The sequence below is a fragment of the Pantoea sp. USHLN298 genome, assembly GCF_037149395.1.
In the GTDB taxonomy this organism is placed as follows: domain Bacteria; phylum Pseudomonadota; class Gammaproteobacteria; order Enterobacterales; family Enterobacteriaceae; genus Pantoea; species Pantoea astica.
Map to the genome: position 1 here is coordinate 1 of NZ_JBBCRO010000008.1, position 16498 is coordinate 16498.

Below are 16498 nucleotides of genomic sequence, written 5' to 3' on the forward strand. Positions count from 1 at the left end.
CCGGAGACGCTGATATCAATCCTGCGAGTGCCCACACAGATTGTCTGATAAATTGTTAAAGAGCGGTGCGAGCAGCGGGTTAACCGTCTGTCGCGAGGTGGCGTATATTACACTTTCCTCCTTCAGAGTCAACTTCTTTTTCAGAAGTTTTCTCCGGCGGCGCAGTCTCCTGTGCCTCTCAACCCGGCGGCCTGTAAGCCGTTGTTCCGTGTCGATGGAGGCGCATTATAGGGAGTTCGCGCGGGCTGACAAGCGTTTATTGCAAAAAGATTATCGTTCGAAGTAATTTTCATCAAATCGCGTTATTTCGCTACGATTTGCCTGGTAACTGTGCAAAATCATTGGCAAAACGGCTGACCTGTTGCCAATCGGTGTACTCCACTTCTTTAGTAGAATCGGTCTCGCCACCGGTCATTCGCATGATCAACTGAATCATGACGCGGTCAAACCAGCGATAACGCGGATAATAGAGCGCGCCCGCAAATACCGCACAGCAATCTGGCTGCCACGGCGACTGTGTTAAGAACTTCTGGGTATAGGCATTGGTTTCCGGAGAACGCTTCTCGGGTTTGCGCGCTGTCAGGTTCACAGAGAAGAAGCCACTGGTGCGCTGCTGCAATTCGTGCAGGTGCTGCTTAACGAATTTGTCGACTACCGGCTGGAAGTGACCATAACGAATCGATGCGCCAATCAGCACCCGATCGTACTCTGCCCAGTCAGGTGAAGTGGCCTCCTGAATATTCAGCACATCACAGTTCTGCTGCTGACCGATCTGCTCAGCAATATAAGAGGCGATTTTTTGCGTTTGTCCGTCACGGGTCGAGTAGAGAATCAGCGCTTTCATTTCAGCATCCTTTTTAATTACTCACGCCAGAAGGTCGGCGTGAACAGCACCAGCAAGGTAAAGACCTCGAGACGCCCGAATAGCATGGTGGAGATCAATATCCACTTCGCCACATCATTCATTGAGGTGAAGTTATCCGCGACCACACCCAGGCCGGGGCCGAGGTTATTGAGCGTGGCAGCGACAGCAGCAAAGGCCGAGAAGTCATCCACGCCGGTAGCGATAATGGCCAGCATACTGATCAGAAACACCAGCGCATAAGCGGAGAAGAATCCCCAGACCGCCTCAAGGATACGCTCCGGCAGCGCCCGGTTACCCAGCTTGATGGTGTAAACCGCATTCGGGTGGACCAGACGTTTAAGTTCCCGGTTCCCCTGCTTGCACAACAGCAGGATGCGGATCACCTTCAGGCCACCACCGGTTGAACCGGCACAGCCACCAATAAAGGCGGAGCAGAGCAGCAGCACCGGCAGGAACAGCGGCCAGCGTGCGATGCTGTCGGTGGTGAAACCGGCAGTGGTCGCCATGGAAACCACCTGGAAGAACGCCTGGTTCAGCGTCTGCCAGCCACTGGCGTAGACATTGTGGAACCAGAGCACCAGCGTGCAGATCAACACCAGCGTCAGCTGGACGCCGATAAACATCCGTAACTCCGGGTCACGCCAGTAGACGCGCAGATTACGGCCACTCAGCATGGCAAAGTGCAGACCGTAGTTACAGCCGGAGATCAGCAGAAACACCGCCACGATGGTATTAATGGTGCCGCTATTAAAGTAGCCGATACTGGCATCGTGAGTGGAAAAGCCTCCGATAGCGATAGTCGAGAAGCTGTGCCCTATCGCGTCAAAGGCTGGCATCCCCGCCAGCCACAAGGCCAGCGCACAGGCCACCGTGAGCAGAACGTAGATCAACCACAGGGTCTTGGCTGTTTCGGCAATGCGCGGCCGCATTTTGTTATCTTTCAGCGGTCCCGGCATCTCCGCGCGATAAAGCTGCATTCCTCCGACACCCAGTATCGGTAATATCGCTACCGCTAATACGATGATCCCCATACCGCCGAGCCACTGCAGCATCTGCCGATAGAACAGAATCGCCTTTGGCAGCGAATCGAGTCCGACCAGCGTTGTTGCGCCGGTGGTCGTCAGGCCAGAGAACGATTCGAAGAATGCGTCAGTTACCGACAGGTGCGGCTGTTCAGCAAAGATAAACGGCATCGCCCCCACGCTGCCCAGCACCGTCCAGAACAGCACCACAATCAAAAATCCTTCGCGTGGCTTGAGTTCGGTCTTCTGTTTGCGGTTTGGCCACCACAGCAGCGAGCCGATCACCAGCGCCATCATAAAGGTCTGGCTAAAGGCCCGACCGGCACCGTCACGATAAATTAATGCGACCAGGCCGGGCAAAATCATCGTCACTGAAAAGAGGATCACCAGCAGACCGACTATGCGGGTAATGGCGCGAAAGTGCATTCAGCCGTTCCTTTAAATAAAAGAGAAGAACATCAAGGTGTGAGCGGGATAAGCGATAACGCGCCCCGACTAAAGTCTGACAGATTTTGCTGGAATCCGTCGATTTGTCCATAAGGCAGAGCCAGCGTCAGTACGATGCGGTCCTGGTACTGGCTGTCAGTGACTTTGCCTTCGACGCGCTGCACCAGCCGTTCGATATCGCTGAGCTGCGCATAGTCGCATTGCAACGTAAAATGTTTCATCGGCACTTTACGCTGTCGCGGCAGTTGCCTGAGGCCCTGCTGCACGCCGCCGCCATATGCTTTCACTAATCCGCCCGTGCCCAGCATGATGCCTCCGTAATAGCGCACCACCACCGCGGTAATTTCACCGATACCGGCCCCCATCAACTGCGCCAGCATCGGTTTGCCTGCAGTACCCGACGGCTCACCATCGTCAGAGAAACCCAGCTGTTGTGAATCATCTGGCGCACCGGCCACCCAGGCCCAGCAGTGATGCCGGGCAGCGGGATGCTCATTTTTAACCTGCTGGACAAACGCGCGCGCCGCCTCAACGCCGTCGGTGTGGGCCAGCAGCGTAATAAAGCGGCTCTTTTTGATGGTCTCCTCACTGAGGCTGACAGCCACAGCGGGAATATCAAAAGCGTCCATCAGGCCAGATGCAGGTCGCGGGTCATGTTCTCAACGCGATGCGCATGGATCACCACGTTATCCTCAATGCGAATCCCGCCGTAAGGCCTGAGCGCATCAATGGCCTGCCAGTTGAAATGCTGGCTGAAGCGGCCTTCACGCAGCGGCGCCAGCAGAGAATCAATAATATAGAAACCTGGCTCGATGGTTAATACCATGCCGGGCTGCAGCACGCGGGTGCAGCGCAGATAAGGATATTGCGCGGGCGCCGCAAGGTGGGTGCCCTGCTCATCCTGCATAAACCCGGCGACATCATGCACCTGCAGACCGAGCGGATGTCCTAATCCATGCGGCATGAACGGCCCGGTCAGATCTTCCGCCACCAGCGCCTCTTCGCTGATACCCTGCACCAGCTCGAACTTCAGCAGCATCTTAGCGATACGCTGATGCATCTGCAGATGATAATCGGTGTAACGCACGCCCGGCTTCAGCGTGGCGATCAGCGCCAGCTCTTCCGCATTCATCGCCTCGACCATCCGGGCATACAGCGAACCGCTCTGCGCCGCGTAGCTGCGGGTCAAATCCGCGGCATAGCCAAGATATTCGGCACCCGCATCAATTAAGAAGCTGTGGCGCTTTGCCGGCGGCTGATGATCCAGACGGGTGTAGTGCAGCACCGCCGCGTGTTCATTCAGCGCAATGATATTGCCGTAAGGCACATCGGTATCGCGGTGGCCGGTAGCGGTCAGATAGGCCTGGTTGATATCAAATTCACTTAAACCGGCAGAGAAGGCCTCTTTGGCGGCGCGATGTCCGGCCACGGCCAGCTTCTGCGCCTGGCGCATACAGACCAGCTCATACTCGGTTTTGATGCTGCGATGGTAATGCAGGAAATCGATCACCGCTTTGGGATTGATATTGCCGGAGCTGATGCCAAGTTGCGCTGCCCGCGCATTTACCGGACCGATATAGGCGACATTCTCACGCTGAGCAGGGAGCAGCTGCGCAATCTGATCGGCATTTTTCAGGCCGATGACCTCAATATCTGCAGTCCAGAAACTTTCCGGCAGCGGCTCAACGTTGTGCCAGTAGTCCACCGGCGAGTAAAACCACAACTTCGGTTTATTTACGCCATCAACCCACAGCCAGCAGTTCGGCACCTGGGTCACCGGCACCCAGGCCTTAAACTGCGGATTGACCTTGAACGGATAGGTGTGATCATCCAGAAACACCGTCAACAACTCACCGGAATGGATCAACATCGCATCCAGTTTATTGAGTGCCAGCACCTGCTGCGCCCGTTGCTGCAACGTGGCGATATGCGCGTGATACAAGGTCTTCAGTGAATCCATTGACGTCTCTCCAGTGTCGCGAAATGGCCGCAGTTTAGCATACCCCTTAATCGGATGCCGCGTTGAGAGCGGCTGTGATCTTGTTAGCAAATAAGCAAAGAGCCGTTTGCAAAAAATTAACATCACTCCCACACTCTCGATCATCTGGTATGACCAGATCACTTTTCCGCGGTTTCAGGAGACGCACATGCTCTACCAAGGCGCTAACCTTTCTCTTCGCTGGCTGGACGATGGCATCGCCGAGCTGGTTTTTGATGCCCCTGGCTCGGTCAATAAACTTGATACGCAAACCGTCGCCAGCCTGGGCGAAGCCATTGCGGTGCTGGAGCAGCAGTCTGACCTGCGCGGCGTGCTGCTCAGCTCAGCTAAACCGGCGTTTATTGTCGGCGCTGACATCACCGAGTTCCTCTCGCTGTTTGACGCACCGACCGAAAAACTCAGTCAGTGGCTGAGCTACGCCAACTCTATTTTTAACCGGCTGGAAGATTTGCCGGTGCCGACACTGGCCGCTATCGATGGCTACGCGCTGGGGGGCGGATGTGAATGCGTACTGGCCACCGATCTGCGTGTCGCCACTGCCGACGCCCGCATCGGCCTGCCGGAAACGAAACTCGGTATCATGCCAGGCTTCGGCGGCAGCGTGCGTCTGCCGCGTCTGTTAGGAGCCGACAGCGCCATGGAGATCATCGCCGCCGGTAAAGACGTCGACGGAAACGCGGCGCTTAAACTCGGTCTGGTCGATGCGGTGGTGCACCGCGATAAACTGCGCGAGGCGGGTATCACTATGCTGAAGGCCGCGGCGCTCGATGGCAGCTGGCGCGCGCGCCGGGCACCGAAACTGGCACCGCTGAAACTGAGTCCGATTGAAGCCGCCATGAGCTTCACCCTGGCCAAAAGCATGGTGATGCAGACCGCAGGCAAACATTATCCGGCACCGATGATGGCGGTAAAAACCATTGAAGCGGCCGCCGGTCTTGGCCGTGATGATGCACTAAAACTGGAAAATGCCGCTTTTGTCCCGCTGGCGCAGTCTGACGAAGCGCGGGCGCTGGTCGGTATCTTCCTCAACGATCAATATGTTAAAGGGCTGGCGAAAAAACGCGGCAGCGAAAGCGGCGCGCCAGCGCAGGCGGCCGTGCTGGGTGCTGGCATTATGGGTGGCGGCATCAGCTACCAGTCAGCGTGGAAAGGTGTGCCGGTCAAAATGAAGGACATCAATCCACAGGCGCTGACGCTCGGCATGAATGAAGCCAGCAAGCTGCTGAATAAGCTGCTGGAGCGCGGCAAAATTGACGGCAACAAGCTGGCCAGCGTGATTGCGACCATACAGCCTACGCTGGATTACGCCGGTTTCGAGCACGCCGACGTGGTGGTCGAAGCCGTGGTCGAAAACCCGCAGATCAAAGCGAAGGTGCTGGCTGAAACCGAACAGCATCTGCGTGACGATGCCATCCTGGCCTCTAATACTTCCACCATTCCCATCAGCCAGCTGGCCCAGGCGCTGCAGCGTCCGGAAAATTTCTGCGGCATGCACTTCTTCAATCCGGTGCCGCGTATGCCGCTGGTTGAAGTGGTGCGTGGCGAGAAAACCAGTGAAGCAACTCTGAGCAAAGTGGTGGCCTGGGCCAGCAAAATGGGTAAAACCCCGATTGTGGTCAATGATTGCCCCGGCTTCTTCGTCAATCGGGTGCTGTTCCCCTACTTCGCCGCCTTCAGCCTGCTGCTGCGCGACGGTGCCGACTTCCGTCAGATTGATAAAGTGATGGAAAAACAGTTTGGCTGGCCAATGGGACCGTCATGGCTGCTGGATGTGGTTGGCATTGATACCGCGCATCATGCGCAAAGCGTAATGGCGGAAGGTTTCCCGCAGCGTATGAAGCACGACTATCGCGATGCGATCGATATGCTGTTTGAGGCCGGTCGTTTCGGTCAGAAAAATGGCAAAGGCTTCTGGCGCTGGGAAAACGACAAAAAGGGCAAACCGAAAAAAGTGGCGGACAGCGAGGTCGACACTCTGCTGCAACAGGTTTGTCAGCCTAAGCGGGTCTTCAGCGATGAAGAGATCCTGAATCGCATGATGCTGCCGATGCTGAATGAAGTGGTGCGCTGCCTGGAGGAGAAGATCATCGCCTCGCCGGCCGAAGCGGATATGGCACTGGTGTACGGTCTCGGCTTCCCGCCCTTCCGCGGTGGCGCCTTCCGCTATCTCGATACCTTAGGCAACAGTAACGTGGTCGATCAGGCCCGGCGCTACAGCGCACTCGGCGGCCTGTATGAATTGCCTGAACTGCTGGTGCAAAAAGCGCATCAGCATCAGAGCTGGTATCCCGCCGCCAAACCAATTGACGAAGCCGCGCTGAAAAGCGCCTGAGGGCATGAATATGGAAAATGTGGTGATTATTGATGCGGTACGCACGCCGATGGGACGTTCAAAAGGCGGTGCTTTTCGTCATGTACGTGCCGAGGATCTTTCCGCCCATCTGATGCGTGAACTGCTGAGCCGCAACCCGGCGGTCAATCCTGCCTCGCTGGACGACATTGTCTGGGGCTGCGTGCAGCAGACGCTGGAACAGGGGTTTAACATCGCGCGTAACGCCGCGCTGCTGGCTGAAATACCGCACTCGGTTCCGGCGACGACCGTCAACCGCCTGTGTGGCTCGTCGATGCAGGCACTGCACGACGCGGCGCGCGCCATTATGGTCGGCGATGCGCACAGCTGCCTGATTGGCGGCGTGGAACACATGGGGCACGTACCGATGAGTCACGGCGTCGACTTTCATCCGGGCCTCGGCCGCACCGTGGCCAAAGCGGCCGGAATGATGGGCCTGACCGCTGAAATGCTGGCGCGTATGCATCATATCAGCCGCGAGCAGCAGGATGCGTTTGCCCTGCGCTCGCACCAGCGCGCCTGGCAGGCCACCCAGCGCGGTGATTTCAAATCGGAGATCGTCGCCACCGCTGGTCACGACAGCGACGGCATTCTCAAACGCTACGATTACGATGAGGTGATCCGTGAAGAGACCAGCGCCGAAGGCCTGGCGGCACTGCGTCCGGCGTTTGATCCGGTCAATGGCACGGTAACAGCGGGCACCTCATCAGCCCTGTCTGATGGCGCGGCCGCGATGCTGGTAATGAGCGAATCCCGCGCCCGTGAACTGGGACTGACGCCACGCGCCCGTATCCGGAGTATGGCGGTAGTCGGCTGCGACCCGTCGATCATGGGCTACGGTCCGGTGCCAGCCAGCAAGCTGGCGCTGAAACGTGCTGGTCTGAGCGTCAATGATATTGACGTGTTTGAACTCAACGAGGCGTTTGCAGCACAAACGTTGCCCTGCATAAAAGATTTAGGTCTGCTGGATCGGCTCGATGAGAAGGTCAATCTGAATGGCGGAGCCATTGCGCTGGGTCACCCGCTGGGCTGCTCCGGGGCGCGTATCAGTACCACGTTGCTTAACATCATGGCGCGACGCGATGCGCAGTTTGGTCTGGCGACCATGTGCATTGGTTTAGGTCAGGGTATTGCCACCGTATTCGAGCGTCTGTAATACGTTGGGTCACTTCTTTGTCCGATTTACCCGCCCGTGATGGGCGGGTTTTTTCTTTCGGCCTGTTGTCGATCAGATGAAGGCGAAAGCATCACCATACATCTGCGACTCCAGCGCACCGCGCTCGGCACAGAAGCGATCGCGTGCGATCTTAGCCATCTCGAAACGGCCAGCAATGTAGATCTCATGCTCGCTCAGAGTGCTGAAATCCTGCATCACCGCGGTCAGCACCGTACCCGACCGTCCCTGCCAGCCCGCGTCCGGCTGCTCGACCACCGGAATCACCTTCAGGTTGGGGTGTTTCACCGCCAGCGCATCCAGCTCATCCAGGTCATACAGATGCTTCAGCTCACGTCCGCCCCAGTAGATGGCGATATCACGCTCCGGCTGCTGCGCTAACGCGGTCAGCAGAATGGAACGGGCATAGGAGAAGCCGGTACCGCCCGCGATCAGAATCAACGGTTTGCTGCTCTCTTCGCGCAGCCAGGCATCACCGTGCGGCATGTCGACGGTGATCTGACGATCGTCACGGATGCGATCCATCACCGCCATCGCGTACAGGTTGAGATCGGACGCGCCGATGTGCAGCTCAATGATATCCTTTTCCATTGGCGTTGAGGCCAGTGAGAACGGGCGCTTATCACGCTCATCCATCACCACCATCAGATACTGTCCCGCGCGAAAACTGAAATCCGCTTCCGGAATCAGGCGAACGCGATACACCGTGTCGGTAATCGCTTCAACTGAAGTTACTTTACAGCTTAACGTTGTCATGCGTTCCCTCTGTCGGGTCGTCTTTATGGTTGTGCTCGCCATCAACGCTGTGGCGGCTGATCAAAAATACCTAACTCATCCCAGATAGCGTCAATGCGCGCGGTAATCGCAGGATCTTTTACGATCGGGGTGCCCCATTCGCGCTGCGTTTCGCCCGGCCATTTGTTAGTGGCATCCATCCCCATCTTCGACCCCAGCCCGGAAACCGGTGAGGCGAAATCGAGATAATCGATCGGCGTATTTTCCACTAACACGGTGTCACGCGCCGGATCCATGCGGGTGGTAATTGCCCAGATCACATCATTCCAGTCACGCGCATTAACATCATCGTCACACACAATAACAAATTTGGTGTACATGAACTGCCGCAGAAACGACCAGACGCCAAACATTACCCGTTTGGCATGTCCCGCGTACTGCTTTTTAATGGTCACAACCGCCAGCCGATAGGAGCAACCTTCCGGCGGCAGGTAGAAATCGACAATTTCCGGGAACTGCTTAATCAGAATCGGCACCAGCACTTCATTCAACGCCACACCCAGCACGGCGGGCTCATCCGGTGGACGGCCGGTATAGGTGGAGTGATAGATGGCCTGATGTCGCTGGGTAATGTGCGTCACGGTAAATACCGGGAAGCTATCTACTTCATTGTAGTAGCCGGTGTGATCGCCGTAAGGCCCTTCCGGCGCCATGTCGCCCGCTTCGATGTAGCCTTCCAGCACGATCTCCGCGCTGGCGGGAACTTCGAGATCGTTCGACAGGCATTTCACCACTTCGGTTTTGTTGCCGCGCAGCAAACCGGCAAACGCATATTCTGACAGCGTATCCGGTACCGGCGTTACCGCACCGAGAATGGTGGCAGGATCAGCACCGAGTGCCACCGAGACCGGAAAACGTTCGCCCGGATGCGCTTTGCTCCACTCCTGAAAATCGAGCGCGCCGCCCCGATGCGACAGCCAGCGCATAATCAGACGATTTTTGCCGATGACCTGTTGGCGATAGATACCGAGATTCTGCCGCTCTTTATGCGGACCACGGGTGACGGTCAGACCCCAGGTAATCAGCGGCGCGGCATCGCCCGGCCAGCACTTCATCACCGGAATGCGCGACAAGTCGACCTCATCACCGCTGAACACCACTTCCTGGCAGGGCGCATTACGCAGGCGTTTGGTCGGCATGTTGAGCACCTGCTTAAACTGCGGCATCTTATCGAACAGATCGCGAAAGCCTTTTGGTGGCTCCGGCTCTTTCAGAAACGCCAGCAGTTTGCCTACTTCCCGCAGTGCACTCACCTCTTTCTGGCCCATCCCCATGGCGACGCGCTTTGGCGTGCCAAACAGGTTACACAGTACCGGCATGTCATACCCTTTCGGGTTTTCAAACAGCAGCGCCGGGCCGCCGGCACGCAGCGTACGGTCAGCGATTTCGGTCATTTCCAGAACAGGATCAATCGACTGCTTAATTCTTTTTAACTCACCGCGCTGTTCGAGCAGCGCGAGAAAGTCTCTTAAATCGTGATATTTCATGCGGCTTTAGCTTTCCGGCCAGAGTGAATCGGCCATTATAGAGCTGATTATGCGGTTGTGTTGAGGTTTATACGGCAACCTTAATCACAGCGAAAAGGGACCAGCGGCTGCAGCGCGCGGGTATCGTGGTAAGCCTGAATCGGCTCGCCGTGGCGGAATACCTTAAAGTCTTCGTTGCGGACGCTGTGATAGCGTAGCCGATCGTCATGCAGATGCAGAAAACTGCCTTCACGCAGGGCAATGACCGATTCGGCTGGATTAACGGCACAGAACTCCGCCAGCCGCTCGTCGCGTGTTTCGCCCATATGACCGCTGGCGCTGGCATCCAGGTAGTGAGGATTGATCTGCACCGGGAACAGCCCCAGCGCAGGCAGCACCACGCTGCTCCGCACCGGCATATCATTGGTGGTGCGAATCGACGGCGTCGCCACATTACAACCGGCGCTCCAGCCGACGTACGGCACCTGCCGCTCACGCACCGCACGCTGTATCGCCACGATCAGCCCCTGTTCATGCAGCATCTGATTCAGTAACCAGGTATTGCCGCCGCTGACCAGAATCAGCTCCGCCTGGGCGATGGCCTCAGCAGGCGAGGCAAACGCGTCCAGAGTACGCACCGGAATGCCCAGCGATGCACTGAGATCGGCGGCGCGCTGCGTATGATCGCCACGAATAATGGCGTAAGGGATCAGGACTGCCGAACGGATAGCGCGTCGGGCAATCATGGCGTGTAACTGCGGCTGTGCATAACCCAGCAGCGGCGCATCATCCGCCAGCTTGCCGTTGCTTAACAAAAAGAGTTCCATCAGATGATCCTTTTCGCCGGTATGATGGCCATCGAGTCTGATACAGAGCAGGGTGAAACGTCAATTTCCAATCGCCTTTTCTGTCGCTATCCGGCATCTTAAGAAAAGTCTCAGTGTATTTTCTGCGCGGTGCGCTTTTCCCCTGCCCGATGCGCTATAACTCTGGCAGCAGGTTTGCTATTCTTAGCGTCCATTCGATGGGAGCGGTTATGGAATCCTGGTATTTACTCTATTGCAAACGTGGTCAGCTATTGCGCGCGAAGGAGCATCTGGAGCGGCAAGAAGTGAATTGCCTCAGCCCAATGATCGCTCTGGAAAAGATCGTGCGCGGTAAACGCACCACGGTGAGTGAACCGCTGTTTCCTAACTATCTGTTTATTGAATTTGATCCGGAAGCGATTCATACCACCACCATCAGCAGTACGCGCGGCGTCAGTCATTTTGTGCGGTTTGGCACCACGCCCGCCACGGTGCCGCCAGCGGTGATTGAAGCGCTGGAAACCGACGTGCCGCAGATTATGCTCGATCCTGAAACGCCACAAATCGGTGATGAAGTGGTCATCACCGAAGGAACGTTTGAAGGACTGCGCGCCATCTTTGCCGAACCGGATGGCGAAACCCGCTCCATCCTGCTGCTCAATCTGCTGAATAAGCAGGTGATGCGCAGCGTGGATAACAAGCAGTTCCGCAAGATTTAAGCCAGTCTGAACAGCGTACGCGCATTCTGATCGACGCGGGCCGCCAGCGCCTCGCTACTCTCGCCACGCCATGTCGCCACCTGATTCACAATATGCGGTAAAAAGCAGGGCTCATTACGACGAGAGGTTGGCCGCGGGCGCATGTCGCGCGGCAGCAGATAGGGCGCATCGGTCTCCAGCAGCAGCTTGTCAGCCGGAATCAGCGGCAGCATTTCACGCAGTTCAAGTCCGCGGCGTTCATCGCAGACCCAGCCCGTAATCCCCACCGATAACCCCATCGCCAGGCACGCTTCCAGCTCTTCGCGCGTGCCGGTAAAGCAGTGGATCACCGCCCCCGGCAGTTTTGGCAGCCAGGGCGCAACGATCGCCGCAAAGCGCGCATGGGCTTCGCGACAGTGCAGAAACACCGGCATATTCAGTTCGGCTGCCAGCGCCAGCTGCGCCTCAAACGCATACTCCTGTTGCTCATGGGCTGACAGGTTACGGTTAAAATCGAGCCCGCATTCACCGATAGCGACCACTTCCGGTTTCTCCGCCAGCCGGCGCAGCGTGCTGGCGATCTCCGTTGACCATTCACTGGCGTGGTGCGGATGGACGCCCGCGGTGGACCAGCAGAAGCCCGGCTGATCTTCAGCCAGTTTCTGCGCCTGCTGGCTCTCCAGCGCATTGGTGCCGGTAATCAGCATCCCGGTGACGCCCGCTTCGCGCGCGCGTTTAACCACCTTTGGCCGGTCGGAGGCGAATTGCGTGCTGGTCAGGTTTACACCGATATCAAACATAATTTTTCCCACAGTTTACTAAACAAAAACCGCCCCTGAGGGCGGTTCGGATTGATCTCTTCCCGCCGGTGCGGGGCGTAAAGATCGCGTCAGGATTCGGAGTGATGCTCTTCATCCTGCGCCCGACGGCCTTTCCCCACATAGTAACGGGAAAAGAATACGCCGACTTCAAACAGGCAGTACATCGGAATAGCGAGCAAAGTTTGGGAAAAAACGTCCGGCGGCGTCAGTAACATGCCGACCACAAACGCCCCGACCAGAATATAGGGACGTTTCTTTTTCAAATCGTCCGGGCTGGTAATGCCGGTCCAGCACAGCAGGACGATGGCCACCGGAACTTCAAACGCCACGCCAAACGCCATAAACAGGGTCATGACGAAATCGAGGTATTTGGTGATGTCAGTCGCCATGGTGACGCCAATCGGCGCGGTTTTGGTGAAAAAGCCAAACGCCAGCGGGAAGACGATAAAGTAGGCAAACGCCACGCCGACATAGAACAGGACGGTGCTGGAAAACAGCAGCGGCATCACCAGTTTACGTTCGTGACGATAGAGCGCAGGCGCGATAAACGCCCAGACCTGATAAAGGATCACCGGCACCGCCAGAAACACCGACACAATAATCGTCAGTTTGATCGGGGTGAAGAACGGTGAAGCCACATCGGTGGCAATCATGCTGGAGCCAATCGGCATCTGACTGATCAGCGGCGCCGCCACCAGTTGATAGATATCGTTGGCAAAATAGACCAGCGCCAGGAATATCACCAATACGGCGATGATGCAGTTCAGCAGTCGCTTACGCAGCTCAATCAGATGACTGATGAGCGGTTGGGTATCTTCAACGGCCATTATCGTTCATCACTTGCAGAAGAGGGAGAGGCGGAAGTGCGTGTGGTGGAGTCAGGTTTGTTCACCGGAGCGACGTCAGCGCTCACCGGCGCCTGGGCTGGCGCGCTGGCTACCGAAGCCGGGGACGGATTCCCGGCTGAAACAGCCGGCGCAGCTGGTTGCTGTGCCGGTGCCTGGGCCGGTGCGCTGGCCTGATGGTCAGCCGTCGCAGGCGTCGGCGCCGTTTCTGCCGATGCAGGATGATTTGCCGCCGGCTGCGGCGCGCTGTGCTGTGGCGAGTGGATGGTGTTGGCTTCGTCTTCCTCTTTTTCAATGTCGATGCTCTGACTGACCGAGCGTTTCATTGAATCCGCGGTTTTACGCAACTCTTCCATCGACTCTTTCAGCTCAGGCGATAGCGTGCCGCGGCCCGCTTCTTCCACCTTTTTCAGGCTGTCCTGCAGTTCCTGCAGTTTCAGCTCCTGCGCCAGTTCGTTTTGCACATTGGCTGCCAGCGAACGAATCGCCCTGATCCAGCCGACCACGGTTTTCACCGCAACCGGTAAACGTTGCGGGCCGAGTACAATCAGCCCGATCACGAACACCAATACCAGTTCACTAAAGCCAATGTCGAACACGGTTTACACCTGCTTGTCGTTCTTAACGTCTTCTTTGGTCGCCGAAGTCTGCTGTTTGTCCGCCAGCGTTTTGGCGTTGAAGTCAGCGTCCTGCTCTTTCGGTTGATCCTTTTTGTCATCCTCGTCGCCCATGGCTTTTTTGAAGCCACGAATCGAGGAGCCTAAATCTGAACCCAGATTACGCAATTTATTGGTACCGAACAGAAGTACAACAATCACGGCAATAATTAACAATTGCCAAATACTGATACCGCCCATGAGATAGCCTCTAATATTCTGTGAAAAACGATGCGGTAATGCACCACAGAGCGCCCTTTTCAATTCGGGACTGAGCCAGCGACATTACCGTGTTTTAGGCTGAAGTGACAATCAGTTTGTCTTACGCCAGCCGATTAACCATGAGACGATGCCCGCCGCCATCAACACCGCCGGGAACAGGTCCCAGTCCGGTCGTGAAAGCAGCACTGCCGTGCCGCTGAGCAGCAAGGTCGCACCGACACCAAACAGATAGCGTGCCTGATGATGCCGGGTACGCTGCGCATTAAGATCGCCCACTAATTTGTCAACGCTGTGCCGCAGAAGTTTATGCTGACGCATGCTGTCATAAAACAGTTCCGGCAGTTCTGGTAACTTTTCAGCCCAGAACGGTGCTTTCTCTTTCACTGCCCGGATAATGGCGGGCAGGCCGACCTGATCTTTGATCCAGTCTTCCAGGAACGGCTTGGCAGTCTTCCACAGGTCGAGCTGCGGATAGAGCTGACGACCAATCCCTTCCACATACAGCAGGGTCTTTTGCAACAGCACCAGCTGCGGCTGAACTTCCATATTAAACCGACGCGCCGTATTGAACAGATTCAGCAGCACGTGACCAAACGAAATTTCGGCCAGCGGCTTTTCAAAAATCGGCTCACAGACGGTGCGGATCGCAAACTCAAAATCTTCAACGTTGGTATCGGGCGGCACCCAACCTGAGTCAACGTGCAGCTCCGCCACCTTGCGGTAGTCGCGGTTGAAGAAGGCGATGAAGTTTTCCGCCAGATAGCGCTTATCTTCTTTGTTAAGCGAGCCGACAATGCCGCAATCGATGCCGATATACTGCGGATCTTCCGGATGCTCATAGCTGACGAAAATGTTGCCCGGATGCATGTCCGCATGGAAGAAGCTGTCACGGAACACCTGGGTAAAGAACACCTGCACGCCACGCTCTGCCAGCAGCTTCATGTTGACGCCGTGCCGTTCCAGCGTGGCAACATCTGAAATCGGAATGCCGTAAATACGTTCCATCACCATCATGGTTTCGCTGCAGTAGTCGGAATAGACTTCCGGCACGTAGAGCATCCGGCTGTCTTCAAAATTGCGGCGTAACTGAATGGCGTTGGCGGCTTCGCGTAACAGGTTCAGCTCATCAAGCAGAGTTTTTTCATAATCGCGTACGACTTCCACCGGACGCAGACGACGACCGTCGGGCAGCAGACGCGGCACCCAGCGCGCCAGGCGGTAGATCAGCTTCATGTCCGCTCTGATCACCGGCAAAATATCGGGGCGAATGACTTTAATCACCACTTTCTTGCCGGTCGATTTCAGCGTGGCGGTGTGAACCTGGGCAATCGAGGCTGACGCCAGCGGTTTGATGTCAAAATCATCAAACCAGGTTTCAATCGGTGCGCCCATAGAGGCTTCGATCTGTGCTTTGGCTTTGACGCCATCAAACGGCGCAACCCGATCCTGCAGAATTGCCAGTTGATCGGCGATAGCTGGCGGGAACAGGTCACGGCGGGTCGACAGCATCTGACCAAACTTGATCCAGACCGGTCCCAGCTGCTCCATCGCCATGCGCATACGCGCACCGGTCGGTTCGTGCGGATGCAGATTAGGTAACCAGAAAATGCAGCGACGCCACAGGCGAAGCGGAAGAGTAAGGCGCGTGTTGGGAATCAGTTCATCAAGGCCATAGGACAAAAACACCTTCATGATCAAATATAAGCGGCGGATCTCTCCAAAACTCATTTTGCCTCCAGCTGCGCCAGACGCGCATTAAGCGCCTCAAGCGAACGTTCCATCGCGTCTACCTCCTCAGAAAACCAGGCTAATTCGAGCGAGCCTGGCGCGACACGCCACTCTTCGGTCAGTACCTGACCGAGGTCATCCTGCCGACGCCCGACTTCGCCTTTCACCAGCCGGAATGCCCGCTGCGCGCCCTGACTGATGCCCTGGGCCGCGATATCACCAACCCAGGGCGCCAGATACTCTGCCGGGTCCAGCTCGGCCAGATCCATCAGCGCGGAAAACTGCTGTACCACCTGCAAATCGCCTTCCACCTGCAGCTCACCGCTGCGAATCAGCGGCGTCAGTTGCTGGCGGTCACGCAGCTTCGGCAAGGTTTTCAGAGAGGTAATCACCGTACAGTCACTGTTGTCCTGCCAGTCAGCCAGCACATCCAGTTGCTGTTCACTGAACACCAGCACCAGCGGATAGGAAAACTCGCTCAGACGCAGCGTCAGGACCTTACCGGTCAGACGCTGCCGTGCCGCCTTCAGGCCGCGATCGCGATACAACATGCGGTTCAGCGCGGTTTCCAGGCCCGCGGTAATCAAGGGCGTTAGCTTCATCA

Annotated in this window: 16 protein-coding genes; 3 read left to right on the forward strand and 13 right to left on the reverse strand. The window is 56.7% G+C overall.

The window, feature by feature from the left end:
* Positions 1-310 precede the first annotated feature (310 nt).
* Genes hemG through pepQ form a run of 4 tightly spaced genes read right to left on the reverse strand, consistent with a single transcriptional unit; the run spans position 311 to position 4294 of the window.
* On the reverse strand, positions 311-844 hold the full coding sequence (gene hemG, locus WFK59_RS19260) for a menaquinone-dependent protoporphyrinogen IX dehydrogenase (RefSeq protein WP_336756883.1): 534 nt from the start codon (positions 842-844) through the stop codon (positions 311-313).
* A gap of 17 nt (positions 845-861) precedes the next feature.
* The gene (gene trkH / locus WFK59_RS19265) at positions 862-2313 is read right to left on the reverse strand and encodes a Trk system potassium transporter TrkH (protein ID WP_094120821.1); all 1452 of its coding nucleotides are present in this window, start codon (positions 2311-2313) and stop codon (positions 862-864) included.
* A gap of 32 nt (positions 2314-2345) precedes the next feature.
* Positions 2346-2963, reverse strand: a complete 618-nt coding sequence (locus WFK59_RS19270) for an IMPACT family protein (protein WP_336756885.1) — start codon at positions 2961-2963, stop codon at positions 2346-2348.
* Positions 2963-4294, reverse strand: a complete 1332-nt coding sequence (gene pepQ, locus WFK59_RS19275) for a Xaa-Pro dipeptidase (RefSeq protein ID WP_336756887.1) — start codon at positions 4292-4294, stop codon at positions 2963-2965. Before pepQ ends, WFK59_RS19270 begins: the two co-directional genes overlap by 1 nt.
* Before the next feature lie 187 nt (positions 4295-4481).
* Between pepQ and fadB the strand changes: the two genes are divergently transcribed.
* Together fadB and fadA are read left to right on the forward strand one after the other, a co-directional pair.
* Positions 4482-6665, forward strand: a complete 2184-nt coding sequence (fadB, locus tag WFK59_RS19280) for a fatty acid oxidation complex subunit alpha FadB (RefSeq protein WP_336756889.1) — start codon at positions 4482-4484, stop codon at positions 6663-6665.
* A 10-nt stretch (positions 6666-6675) separates the two neighbouring features.
* Positions 6676-7839 carry an acetyl-CoA C-acyltransferase FadA gene (fadA, locus tag WFK59_RS19285; RefSeq protein ID WP_233988237.1) on the forward strand — a complete coding sequence of 388 codons (1164 nt, stop codon included), beginning with the start codon at positions 6676-6678 and terminating at the stop codon, positions 7837-7839.
* A 72-nt stretch (positions 7840-7911) separates the two neighbouring features.
* On the opposite strand, the gene fre is transcribed toward fadA, so the two are convergent.
* The 3 genes from fre to pepE all read right to left on the reverse strand — a co-directional run bounded on the left by fre (position 7912) and on the right by pepE (position 10945).
* Positions 7912-8613: an NAD(P)H-flavin reductase gene (gene fre / locus WFK59_RS19290; protein ID WP_233985619.1), complete on the reverse strand. Its 702-nt coding sequence runs from the start codon at positions 8611-8613 to the stop codon at positions 7912-7914.
* Between the two features lie 41 nt (positions 8614-8654).
* Complete coding sequence (ubiD, locus tag WFK59_RS19295; protein ID WP_336756890.1) at positions 8655-10139, reverse strand: 4-hydroxy-3-polyprenylbenzoate decarboxylase; 1485 nt, start codon at positions 10137-10139, stop codon at positions 8655-8657.
* A gap of 80 nt (positions 10140-10219) precedes the next feature.
* The gene (gene pepE / locus WFK59_RS19300; protein WP_336756892.1) at positions 10220-10945 is read right to left on the reverse strand and encodes a dipeptidase PepE; all 726 of its coding nucleotides are present in this window, start codon (positions 10943-10945) and stop codon (positions 10220-10222) included.
* A gap of 209 nt (positions 10946-11154) precedes the next feature.
* Between pepE and rfaH the strand changes: the two genes are divergently transcribed.
* Entirely contained in the window at positions 11155-11643 is a 489-nt protein-coding gene (gene rfaH / locus WFK59_RS19305) for a transcription/translation regulatory transformer protein RfaH (protein ID WP_094120813.1), read from the forward strand.
* On the opposite strand, the gene tatD is transcribed toward rfaH, so the two are convergent.
* The 6 genes from tatD to ubiJ form a co-directional block, all read right to left on the reverse strand.
* Positions 11640-12422 (reverse strand): 3'-5' ssDNA/RNA exonuclease TatD, encoded by a 783-nt coding sequence (gene tatD, locus WFK59_RS19310; protein ID WP_233985622.1) that lies wholly within the window; start codon positions 12420-12422, stop codon positions 11640-11642. The two genes, rfaH and tatD, sit on opposite strands and share 4 nt — an antisense overlap.
* Positions 12423-12511: 89 nt before the next feature.
* Positions 12512-13270: a Sec-independent protein translocase subunit TatC gene (gene tatC / locus WFK59_RS19315; protein ID WP_233985623.1), complete on the reverse strand. Its 759-nt coding sequence runs from the start codon at positions 13268-13270 to the stop codon at positions 12512-12514.
* The gene (gene tatB, locus WFK59_RS19320) at positions 13270-13887 is read right to left on the reverse strand and encodes a Sec-independent protein translocase protein TatB (protein WP_336756895.1); all 618 of its coding nucleotides are present in this window, start codon (positions 13885-13887) and stop codon (positions 13270-13272) included. Before tatB ends, tatC begins: the two co-directional genes overlap by 1 nt.
* Before the next feature lie 3 nt (positions 13888-13890).
* Entirely contained in the window at positions 13891-14145 is a 255-nt protein-coding gene (tatA, locus tag WFK59_RS19325) for a Sec-independent protein translocase subunit TatA (RefSeq protein ID WP_094120809.1), read from the reverse strand.
* A gap of 111 nt (positions 14146-14256) precedes the next feature.
* Entirely contained in the window at positions 14257-15894 is a 1638-nt protein-coding gene (gene ubiB / locus WFK59_RS19330) for a ubiquinone biosynthesis regulatory protein kinase UbiB (RefSeq protein ID WP_336756898.1), read from the reverse strand.
* On the reverse strand, positions 15891-16496 hold the full coding sequence (gene ubiJ / locus WFK59_RS19335) for a ubiquinone biosynthesis protein UbiJ (RefSeq protein WP_336756900.1): 606 nt from the start codon (positions 16494-16496) through the stop codon (positions 15891-15893). The genes ubiB and ubiJ overlap by 4 nt, the downstream gene beginning before the upstream one ends.
* Positions 16497-16498 lie beyond the last annotated feature (2 nt).

What these genes read in the sequence shown, in the direction of transcription:
- hemG (WP_336756883.1), bottom strand. Translation starts at nt 844, where the DNA reads ATGAAAGCGCTGATTCTCTACTCGACCCGTGACGGACAAACGCAAAAA.
- trkH (WP_094120821.1), bottom strand. Translation starts at nt 2,313, where the DNA reads ATGCACTTTCGCGCCATTACCCGCATAGTCGGTCTGCTGGTGATCCTC.
- WFK59_RS19270 (WP_336756885.1), bottom strand. Translation starts at nt 2,963, where the DNA reads ATGGACGCTTTTGATATTCCCGCTGTGGCTGTCAGCCTCAGTGAGGAG.
- pepQ (WP_336756887.1), bottom strand. Translation starts at nt 4,294, where the DNA reads ATGGATTCACTGAAGACCTTGTATCACGCGCATATCGCCACGTTGCAG.
- fadB (WP_336756889.1), top strand. Translation starts at nt 4,482, where the DNA reads ATGCTCTACCAAGGCGCTAACCTTTCTCTTCGCTGGCTGGACGATGGC.
- fadA (WP_233988237.1), top strand. Translation starts at nt 6,676, where the DNA reads ATGGAAAATGTGGTGATTATTGATGCGGTACGCACGCCGATGGGACGT.
- fre (WP_233985619.1), bottom strand. Translation starts at nt 8,613, where the DNA reads ATGACAACGTTAAGCTGTAAAGTAACTTCAGTTGAAGCGATTACCGAC.
- ubiD (WP_336756890.1), bottom strand. Translation starts at nt 10,139, where the DNA reads ATGAAATATCACGATTTAAGAGACTTTCTCGCGCTGCTCGAACAGCGC.
- pepE (WP_336756892.1), bottom strand. Translation starts at nt 10,945, where the DNA reads ATGGAACTCTTTTTGTTAAGCAACGGCAAGCTGGCGGATGATGCGCCG.
- rfaH (WP_094120813.1), top strand. Translation starts at nt 11,155, where the DNA reads ATGGAATCCTGGTATTTACTCTATTGCAAACGTGGTCAGCTATTGCGC.
- tatD (WP_233985622.1), bottom strand. Translation starts at nt 12,422, where the DNA reads ATGTTTGATATCGGTGTAAACCTGACCAGCACGCAATTCGCCTCCGAC.
- tatC (WP_233985623.1), bottom strand. Translation starts at nt 13,270, where the DNA reads ATGGCCGTTGAAGATACCCAACCGCTCATCAGTCATCTGATTGAGCTG.
- tatA (WP_094120809.1), bottom strand. Translation starts at nt 14,145, where the DNA reads ATGGGCGGTATCAGTATTTGGCAATTGTTAATTATTGCCGTGATTGTT.
- ubiB (WP_336756898.1), bottom strand. Translation starts at nt 15,894, where the DNA reads ATGAGTTTTGGAGAGATCCGCCGCTTATATTTGATCATGAAGGTGTTT.
- ubiJ (WP_336756900.1), bottom strand. Translation starts at nt 16,496, where the DNA reads ATGAAGCTAACGCCCTTGATTACCGCGGGCCTGGAAACCGCGCTGAAC.